Annotated in this window: 8 protein-coding genes; 1 reads left to right on the top strand and 7 read right to left on the bottom strand. The window is 51.3% G+C overall.

From position 1 onward, the window contains the following. From JW953_20760 to JW953_20735, 6 genes are all read right to left on the bottom strand, one after another. Nucleotides 1-261 (bottom strand): NAD(P)-dependent oxidoreductase (locus tag JW953_20760; GenBank protein MBN1995135.1); only part of this gene is annotated, 261 nt, incomplete at its 3' end. Nucleotides 262-435: 174 nt separating this feature from the next. After that, nucleotides 436-645, bottom strand: a complete 210-nt coding sequence (locus JW953_20755) for a hypothetical protein (GenBank protein ID MBN1995134.1) — start codon at nt 643-645, stop codon at nt 436-438. After that, the gene (locus JW953_20750) at nt 618-2,450 is read right to left on the bottom strand and encodes a hypothetical protein (protein MBN1995133.1); all 1,833 of its coding nucleotides are present in this window, start codon (nt 2,448-2,450) and stop codon (nt 618-620) included. Before JW953_20750 ends, JW953_20755 begins: the two co-directional genes overlap by 28 nt. Before the next feature lie 113 nt (nt 2,451-2,563). After that, nucleotides 2,564-3,490 (bottom strand): carbohydrate ABC transporter permease, encoded by a 927-nt coding sequence (locus JW953_20745; protein MBN1995132.1) that lies wholly within the window; start codon nt 3,488-3,490, stop codon nt 2,564-2,566. 22 nt (nt 3,491-3,512) lie between these two features. Continuing rightward, complete coding sequence (locus JW953_20740) at nt 3,513-4,433, bottom strand: sugar ABC transporter permease (protein ID MBN1995131.1); 921 nt, start codon at nt 4,431-4,433, stop codon at nt 3,513-3,515. A gap of 271 nt (nt 4,434-4,704) precedes the next feature. After that, on the bottom strand, nt 4,705-6,120 hold the full coding sequence (locus JW953_20735) for an extracellular solute-binding protein (GenBank protein ID MBN1995130.1): 1,416 nt from the start codon (nt 6,118-6,120) through the stop codon (nt 4,705-4,707). Nucleotides 6,121-6,706: 586 nt separating this feature from the next. Between JW953_20735 and JW953_20730 the strand changes: the two genes are divergently transcribed. Beyond that, nucleotides 6,707-7,963, top strand: a complete 1,257-nt coding sequence (locus tag JW953_20730; protein ID MBN1995129.1) for a response regulator — start codon at nt 6,707-6,709, stop codon at nt 7,961-7,963. Here JW953_20730 and JW953_20725 read toward each other — a convergent pair. After that, nucleotides 7,905-10,091, bottom strand: a complete 2,187-nt coding sequence (locus JW953_20725) for a hybrid sensor histidine kinase/response regulator (GenBank protein ID MBN1995128.1) — start codon at nt 10,089-10,091, stop codon at nt 7,905-7,907. The genes JW953_20730 and JW953_20725 overlap by 59 nt on opposite strands. Nucleotides 10,092-10,301: the final 210 nt, after the last annotated feature.

The raw sequence follows: 10,301 nt of genomic DNA, 5'->3' as shown, positions 1-10,301 counted from the left end.
TTCAGCGGCGTCTGCGCGCAGATCGGGGTGATCGGTGGGCCAGGGTTGGGCGGCCAGGTGTTGGATGGCGTCAAAACCGCCCGCTACGGCCCGCTGACAGTCTTCAAACACGGTCAGGTCGCCCTGAATCCAGGGCCAATGTTTCAGCGCCGGGGATGGTTTGCGGCGAGAGAATAGGGTCGGTGCATGCCCGGCTTTTTCTAGTTCAACAACCACATGCGGCCCGAGTTTACTGCTTGCCCCCGTAACCAGAACTTTCATTGTTTTTACTCCTGTTAATAAGATGCGCTTCGAGGGGACAACAGTCCTTGTTGCGGGAGGCTTGCGGAGTGTACTCCACCGCAAGTAAACATCACATATCTTCCTTCTTTGCTAAGTTTAGATGACTGGTTTTGGAATGAGCTAGGGACAATGGTTAACCCTAAATGGCGTCTGCTAAAAATCGGTGATCCTTTTTGTTCGGTCCCGGTATTTGTCGCGAAACTGGGCGTTGAGCCGGAGCACCTCTTGCTCATCCCCAACAAAGGAACAGCGCAAGCAGTAGTATTCGTCCGCGTCCCGGTCGTAGAGCATATCCATGTCAATCTCTCGCATCAAACACCGCGGGCAGCGATAATTCAACTTGCCTTTTCTACCCTGAGCCACGTGCGTAACTCCCCTTTCTCCTTAATGGTCTTTTTGATGCCGATGCTGTACATTGGCGAGAAGGCGAAGCCCTCCCGGAAATAGCCGGTGGCCTGGTTGGTATCTGTCCGCATGGTCAGGCGAGTATCAACCTGTGGCACCAGGGCTTCGGCCAGGGTAAGACCGGACATTTCCGCTTCGCGGCATTGGTAGGCATAGTCAATGGTCTCGGTCCCCGGCGCGCCCTTCAGGGTAAGCCTGACCCCGGTCAGATCCTCGGGGTATTCGGTGGTGCCGTAGCAGGCGGTGATGTATTCGTCAATGGTTACTTCCGCCTCCGGGTTGGTTGTGTTGATAATTTTTCTTATAATCTCAATCTCACCTGTCCCATCGGTGAAGCGAAAAACCGATTGCACGCTGATGGTGAAATTTGTAAATTCAATGTCCACGGGATCAAGAGTCACTGTGCGGGTGTCACCCTCCTCCGCAAAGGAGGCCAGGGTGCGGCAGGCGCACAAGTCTACTTCTTCACCCTGATGGCTGAACTTACAACTTTTTACGGCGCCTTCCCCGGCGTAGTGTGTAAAATAACCCGCCCGATAATAGGATTGGACCAGGAAGGGGTAGGAGGCATCCTGGAGATGTTTGGTGCCCACGCCGCACGGCCGCACCAGTTTGGCCGCATAGGGCCGGAGGTCAATCATTGCGCCGCCCTGGTTCATATCCAAACAGACACGCATCCAGGGGTCAGCATACCAGAATTGCTGCCGCCTGGAGCCATACAAAATATCCTTCCAAAGCGTACATTCGGGGCGGGTGTACGGGCGGTTCTGCCGATAAATATCGGCAAACTCGCTCATGGTAACATCTTTGGCTTGGCCTTCTCTTTTTAGTTGCCCGTAATAGGCCATCCCGTCCTGGTAGCTCTTGAGCAAAAAGTCATAATCCGACTCCCAGCGGCCGGTCTTGCTCATCCACCCAGGCCCCACGAACATCATGTTGTAAGCATAACCCCGGTTATACTTCACCATCGCGCGATATTGGTCAACGATGTTTTTAAAATACGGGATTTCGCGGTCTTCGTAGACCATGCCGCGCAAGATGTTTTGGGGATGAGTGCCATAGTAGGAACCCGGCCCATCAAAAACAGCCATCAGATCCCGCGACAGGTGCGGAATGGCCACGATGCCGATGTCATCATCCTCGTCCGAGGCCGGGCAGTGGATATTGCGCTTTGAAGGGATCCAGGGATTCCAGGGGCCGCCGTCGTGGAGAGTGTACCAGGAGTTGTTGGCGTTCCAATAAGCCTTGGGACCTTCCTCCCAGCAAGTGGCCACCGCGACCTTGATCATGGGGTACTTTTCTTTGATGTAGTTGACCAGTTCGGCGTCCATGTAATAGGAGCCGGTTGAGGTGGGGTAAAAGCCGAAGACTTGATAGAACTTGCCAATCACCTCGTCCACAACTTTCTTTTTGTCCTCCATTGAAAAGAGCCAGACGGCCAGTTCTTTGGATTTGAATTTTTTCCGAAATTCCTGACACTGGATACCAAGAAAGGTGGAGCCGATTTCGTCACCATACTTTTGATGATGCTCTTTGGCAATGTCCACCGCCTCCTCGTTGAACAGGCTGGCGTAGGTCATCTGGATGGTGGTCCGCAAACCGTTATCGTGGGCCACCTGCTGCTGGGTGCGGAAAATGTCAAGCGATTCCTGGATGACCGTGTTTCTGGTGAGGTCTTCCGCCTTACCCTCTTCCGCCTCCTTTTGCAGATATTCCGGCACCATCTCTGGCCGGTGGACGATATTTATATAAAATTCGCTCACGTTGATCTCTTTCTACTCGTTTTCTGAGACAACCTCATTAAACTATTAGAGCTTTGCCGGATGAACTGGCAAAGCTCTGATCAGGTAGATATGGCGATACATGAGGAAATAGTTTATCCCTTTAACCCGGTCAGAGAAATACCCTCGATAAAGGTGCGTTGGGTGAGGAAGAAAAAAATCACAATCGGTATTGTAATGATTGTACTCACTGCCATTAAGTGGGGATAGATCAACGGATTGAAACCTGACTGGTTAAGCGCTCGCTGTAGCGCCTGGAGCCCAAGCGCAATGGGGAATAACCTTTCCTGGTTGATATAAATCAGCGGCCCCAGATATTCATTCCATGCCCAGATGAATTGAAACAGGGCCACAACGGCCAGGGCCGGTTTGGCCAGGGGCAAAATAACGTGCCACAGAATGCCAAATTCACTGGCGCCATCAATACGGGCGGCATCCGATAGTTCTTGGGGAATGGTCAAGAAGAATTGGCGCAACATGAAGATAAAATAAGGGCTGCCGAAGAAGGCCGGCACCACCAGCGGACGGTAGGTATTGATCCAATCCAACTGCTTAAAGATGATAAAGAGTGGCACCATAACCACCTGATAAGGGACCATCATGGTGGTGATGCAGATAAAAAAGAGCACATCCCGACCGGGCCAACGCAGCCGCGAGAACCCATAGGCGATGAAGGCGGATGAGAACACTGTGCCAACCGTTGACGGAATGGCGAATCTAACGATGGTGTTTATGGCAAAAAGATTAAAATTGCGGACATTCCACCCATTCCAAAAATTCTCCCAGTGGGCGGGATTCGGGATCCAAATCGGTGGAACCGTATAAATCTGCGGGTCGTCCTTAAGGGCCGACGCCATCATCCAATAGAATGGAAAAGCAAAACAAACCGCCAGCGCCAACAGCAGCAGATATTTGACAATCTCAGCAATCACCCCTGATACACCCAGCTTCTGTAACTCTCCTTTTTTATACGCTATCGGAACGGAAGATTTGGACGATACTGTTTCTGTTTGAACTGCCATTACTCATTCCCTTCTTTCTCAACTAGCTCGATTCGCCACCGTAGTAAACCCAACGCCCCGACGACTTGAACAGGATAATCGTGAAAAGGACAATCACAACAAACAGAAGCCAGGCCATTGCTGAAGCTTTACCCATCCGCAGGTACAAGAAGGCGTTGCGATAGAGGTGTACGGCAAAAAACTCGGTTGCCTGATTTGGCCCACCTGAGGTGAGCAACCACGGCAATGTAAAATTTTGGAAACCGTAGATAAAGCCCATCACCAGATTGAACAGGATAACGGGCGTACACATAGGGATGGTGATGTGCCAAAACTTGTGCCAGGCGTTAGCGCCATCTACCGTTGCGGCCTCGTAGAGCGACCGGGGCACATCTTGGAGAGTGGCCAGGAAAATGACCATAGCGTTACCCTGGGCCCACATGTGGATCAGGATCAGCGAGGGTTTGGCCAGGCCTGGGTTGGCCAGGAAAGGTATGACCGGCAAGCCCCATCCCTTCAGGGCGGCATTGATTGCTCCCCACTGGACGTTGAGCAAAAAGCGCCAGACCATGGCCGTGACAATAGCCGGCACAATGGCCGGGAAGAAGAAAATCGCCCGAAAGGTAGACCGGCCGAAAACGCGGGTATTCAGCAGGCTGGCCAGCAAGAAGGCAGAAATCACGCCAAATGGCGCGCTGAGTCCCACGTAGTAGAGGGTGTTGTATGAAACAATCCCGGCGTGAGGGTCAGTGGTCAGAAAATCTATGTAGTTTTTCAGCCCCAAAAAAACGGGCGGGCGCACCAAGTCGTAACGATGCAGGCTGTAATAGAAGGATGACGCCAACGGGTAAACGGTCCACGTCAGAAAGCCGAACAACCATGGCGAGATAAAGAGCAAACCGAGTAATAGATTACGGCGTTCATAGGGCGACATACGCTGTCGTTTAAAGGTTAAAATGGACATAAAATTCACCTCAACTAACTTTCAGAAACCACATTACGTGATTAGGATGGCCCGGCCCTTGCAGGCGCCGGGCCACCTAAAGCTTTATCCATAAATAGCTTTGCCTTTGGGGCTGATTATTTATGAACAAAGTTGGAGTCCAAGCGAAGCTTGGCTCAAGCAAAGTGTGGCTCAAGCAATGCTTGGCGTTGTTATTTGGACAACTGCCAGGATCGCCAGGCCGACCAATTTCTTCGCTTGCTCCATCCTCATGCAACCGGCCGCGCCTGGATCAGCTAAAGCCCTGGGCTTTGTATTCATCCTCGCAGCGTTTCTGGAACTCTGCCGCTGCGTCGGCCGCGGTCATCTCGTCTCGATAAACTTTTTCCCGCAACTCCTGGTATTGCTGGCTAACGTACGCCGTGATCTGGCAACGGGCCGGCGAAGACCACTCACCGGCTTGCTCCACACTGTCAAAGTAGAATTTTAGGCCAGGAAATGCTGCTGGATCCACAGTACTGAGGTATGGTTTCAACGCCGGCAACCAGCCTACATTCTTGAAGATAATATCACAGGCTGTATTGGTGTTCAAGAACTCGGCCACCTTGAACATTTGTTCGGTATTCGGGGCTTCTTTGAAAAAGATGACATAGTGCCCGCCGGTGCCTTGTACCTTCACACCCTTGCGACTTGCGGGTACCGGCGCCCACGAGGCGCGATTCTGTTCACCGACATCGGGTTGTTGGATCACGGTTTCACCGGGATGCCAGTATCCTTCAATGATCATCGCCTGCACTTTGGTGTTGAACGAGCCGCCCCAGCCGCCTTGTCCCTCGGTGGCCCGCATAGAGGCCATATTATCCGGGCCGACAATCTTGTAAAACTCACCCATAACCTCAAGGGACTCTATCATCATCGCGTTGTCCAAATCGAATTTGCCGGTATCGGCATCAAACCATTTCCAGCCCCACGAAACCGGGGGATAGAAACCGTCTTGAATCCCAATCTGCCCACCCATAGCATCATAAGGGTCGAGGCCAATTTGCAGCATATTGCCGGCATCATCAAACTTGGTCAGGGCATTATGCCAGGTCAAACAATCGTCCCAGGTAACGGGCGGGCTGTCAGGATCAAGCCCGGCCTCTTCCACCATTTGGGCGTTGTAGTTGAGGCCATACCGCAAGAAACATTCAATCGCCGGAACGCCATACATTACTCCCTGATAGAAACCATCGTTCCAGTTACCTTCCAAATAATTTTCCTTTTTAACAATAGAGCTGGCGGCTACCAAATCATCAATAGGAGCCAATACGCCGCGGGCCATTAAATCCAGATACTGGTAATTTGAAACGGCATCCGGGGGTGTGCCGGCAGCAACAGCGGTCAGAATGGCTTCGTATGGTGAGCCGGTTTTGACCTCAAGGGTGTTATTACCAATAGCTTCCTTGAATTCATCCGTCTCTCTGAGAACATCCCAAACCTCGGCAAAATTACCCCATGAAGGCCAGTACTGAATGGTAACCCCTTCCGCAGCCTCTTCAGGAGCACTGGCTGGCTCCTCTTCTTTCATTTCCTCTTTTTCTGCGGGGGCTTCCGCCGGCTGTTCTGCCGGAGCCGGGGCTTGTTGGCCGCCACAGGCCGCCGCCACAACACCGGCTGTGGTCAGCGTACCCATCCGCAAGAAATCACGACGACTCAGCTTTTTCATTTTTCATCTCCTTTGATATTGTTTTAGCTTTGGGCCAGGCCCAAAAATTTGGTTTTGGCAAAATTAGCAAAAACTTTGCCTTCGTCCCCAAACCAGGTTTGGGTCCAAACTTAAAATTTGAATCAAACTCTGTTTGGCCTCAAACTAATCCCTTCACTTTGCTCAGGACAGGATTTGGGACTGAACGTGGAATGGTGTACTCTCCTTCTCTCTCTTTAGATTAAGTTTTTCTCCTTTCTATAGGCATACCCCAAATGCTTGGCAGACCGCAGAGGCTTCGCCTGATGGAACATTGGCGACCTCTGCGGTCTCATACCAAAAATTTAGAACAGCCTCTCTAACTATGGCCACCACGGTATCCCCACTTTTTGAAACGCAAACACACAACAAGGACAAGATGACATATTTACAAAAGCGGGGATGACATCATAGAGGCCGGTTTGACGATATAGCTTTGACATGATAGGATGACGGTTATCAGGCGATTATCGCTATCAAATCACCCCAAGTATACTAGACCTGAAGGGGCACAAACAAGGGTTTTGCTCGGCCAATATTAGGAATCAATAAGGACACAATTAGGACAATGAGTGTCTTTGCCAACTTTGAACAATATTTGCGTGATGCCCTGGTGCATCTTTACGATCCCACTTATCAACCCCACCCCTCGCTGGTAGAAATTATAGGCAGCGACCCCCAGCCCGGCGTCCAATCACTGCAAGCTCGCCTTATTCAAGAAATTGAAAGCCTGAAACCCTCGCCCAATGTGCCGCCTAATGCCCGCATTCGCCTTATCTACGAGGTGTTATCCTGCCGGTATTTGCAGAGTCTTACCCAGGAGGAAGCGGCCAAGTGTGTTGGCATCACCTCACGGACCCTACGCCGCGTCCAACAGCAAGCCATCCACCTGCTGGCCCAGCGACTTTGGGAAGAAAACCGGGGCGCAGCAGCCCCGGCCCGCGGCAGTTTTCCCGAAACCGAAACGCAGTTATCAGACACAAACGAGTGGCATATCCAGTTGAAAAAGGAATTAGCTTCATTACAGGAAAGCGCGCCAGGGCTGGTGACGGACACCAGAGAAATTGTTTATGGGGCGGTAGAGGTAGGCCAGGCTTTAACCTCAAAACATAACGTTAGCTTGAAGGTAACTTTGCCAGAGTTCCCTCTGATGACTACCGCCCACACCTCGGTTTTACGGCAAATTCTGATCAGAGCCGTAGGCAAGTTAGTGCAGTCCATGTTAGCCGGGGAAATTATCATTAAGGCGCAAGAAGCAGGGGAATACATTAATATCACGATCACCGGCTTTCCCGCCGCCACAACAGAACCACCTCACAGCGACTTCATCCAGGAAGCTTTAGCCACTCAAAGTGGTTTATTTGAGACTCAAGTGACCGGGCAGCAAATTACCTTTGAGATAAAGATTCCTTCAGCTTCAAAAATCACGGTTCTGGTGGTAGACGATAACACAGACCTGGTTCACTTTTATCGCCGTTATGTGGCCGGCACCCGGTATGAAATTATCCACCTGGCCGAAGGTCAACGCCTGTTTGAAACCATTGCCCACTCGTCTCCTGATATCATTGTGCTCGATGTGATGTTGCCGGGGATTGATGGGTGGGAATTATTAACCCACTTACATGAACATCCTGACACCAGGCCGATTCCCGTGATCGTGTGCTCGGTGGTGCGGGGAGAAGAAATGGCTCTGACTCTGGGCGCAACGCTTTATTTGCAAAAACCGGTTCGCTCCCGGCAGTTCATTGAGGCGCTGGACCAGGCGCTCAACCAGGCTCGAAGAGAAGTTCTGAAAGCTGGAGCGAACAACGCAACACCTGGCTAACCGATAAGCCCGCCCCCATAGTGGCCAATAAAACCTCACTTTTGGTTTGTTCCACTAAATCTTCAGCCGATACCACAATTACGGGAATATCTTTGATGGCCTCATCTTGGGCTTTATTGGCCAAAACCTGCCAACCATCCACATCAGGTAAGATAATGTCTAACAGCACCAGGTCGGGCAGGTGGGCGCGTAACTGGTGTAATGCTTCTTTACCATCCGCGGCCGTAATAATTTCCAGCGTATCGTCATAAATGTGTAACATTCGGCTAAAAAGCTGCACAACATCAGGGGCGTCATCTACCACCAACACCCGTTTCACGGGTGAATCAATTTTTTGAATAGCCTCCTCCAGGTTACTTTGCCGCACCGGTTTAATCAAACGACCTATTGCGCCGGATTTAAGGGCATGATCTGCCCGGGGAGGTAAAGAACAGCCGATAATGGGCGTATCAGGTATCTCCTGTCTGGCCTGCTCCACCATTATTTTCAAATGGTTAGGGGAAATAGAGTTGAGAATGACGGCATGCGCCGGACACTCCTGCAATTCCTGTCTGGTCTGAGACAAGTTTTGGGCGTCAACAAACTCAATATCATCGGCATACGTGGTGAATAGGGGATAGAGGTCGCCGGTTTCATCGCAGAGCACCACCCGCTGTTTGTAAGGTGAAGGGGATACTTTGGGCCAAGACGTTCGCTCCCGAAAAACCCAATCATCATCCACCCAGCGAGCCGGGCCGGCTGCCAGGCCCATAGCCGGCGAAATGGGTAACTTAAAAGCAAACGTGCTGCCTACCCCCCGTTTGCTTTCCAGCCAGATCTCCCCGTCGTGGCGTTCAACAAATTGTTTACTGATACTCAACCCAAGGCCGCTGCCTTCCTGCTCGCGCCACAAGTTGTCCCGCACCTGGAAAAAGGGATCAAAAATTTTCTGCGCGTCTTCAGGCGCAATGCCCGAGCCGGTATCGGTCACGTTGACCGTTACAAAACGCCCCTGTTGAACCACGCCGATAGTAATGCCGCCTGTATCCGTATACCGGGCCGCATTGCTCACCAGATTCAGAATAACTTGCCGGATGCGAGTTCTATCACAATAAACTTGGGGCAGGCCGTTGGGCAAGGTAAGTTGCAAACTGAGGTCCTTCTTTTCCAGGAGGGGCTGGACAACTGTTACCGCCGCGTTTATTTCCTGCGCCAGGTCAACCCACTCCCGATGCAGCGTTAAGCGGCCCAGTTCCGTTTGGCTGAGGTCCAACACATCGTTGACCATGCTGGAAAGGTGCTCACAACTACGATGCACAATTTTCAAATCTTCTAACAGGGGCGCGGGCAGTTTATTGCCATAAACAACTTCGGGCTTTTCAATCAGGATGTCGGTCAAGCCAATGATCATATTCAACGGCGTGCGGAATTCGTGACTCACTTTGGCCACAAATGCGGTTTTGGCCTTTTGGGCCTCTTCGGCCAGCAGGCGCAAGTTAGCCACCCTTTCGTTGAGCAAAACCAGTTCTCGATTGGCCAGCGCCAGCGCCTCCAAAGCCTGTTCCAGTTCTACTTTACGATCGCGCGCTTCTTCCAGGGAATCTTGCGCCTGTTGGTAGTGTTCCCAGGACCATTGGACAATCTGATACATAGAGTGGTACACATAAATCACCAGGCCCAGGGTAAACCAGACGCCAATGAGAATGGTTACGGTTGTGGGCAAATTCACCGGAAAAGGGGCGGCAGAATAGAGCAGTAACAATACTACTGTTTGCCCAACCGCCGTAATCGTTGCCGCCAAGAGGCCAAGCAGCACGGCTGCCACCACTACAGGGATAGTAAGCAAGGTCAGAAAGCCGGGCACACCCAGCCAAAATAACCCCACATTACTAACAACAACCAGGGCCATAACCGCCCCCCACCCTCCAACCTGGGGCCGCCACTCGTCTAACAGCCAAACAACGCCGGCGGCAGAGTAGAGCAACAATCCAAACAGCAAAACTTTTTGCCATTCAGACTCCCCCAGCCAGGTATCGCCGATCAAACTGACGGCCAAAGCGGCGCACATTAAGAGGAAAGCAACCAATTTAGATGAAGGACGCAATTCAGCATCCAAGTTTTGGCCGGATTTTACGGTTGAACTGACCATACGTGTACTCCATTACCGTTTTTTATTCAGGGCGACATCCCTACTCACACTTTAGCGCGAAAAAAAATGCTGTCAAATGGCAGAATTTTAGATGCAGAATATTTGACTCGACCCTACTTCTACCTTATGTTATAATATTCCCAACCCAATATTCCCTCAATAGAATTATTGTTAACAGCAAATCAAAAACACCTTTGTAGAGTTAGTCAC

The sequence above is a fragment of the Anaerolineae bacterium genome (assembly GCA_016931895.1).
Classification (GTDB): domain Bacteria; phylum Chloroflexota; class Anaerolineae; order 4572-78; family J111; genus JAFGNV01.
Note: the sequence above shows the minus strand (reverse complement) of the source record. Positions and strands in the feature narration are given on the sequence as shown.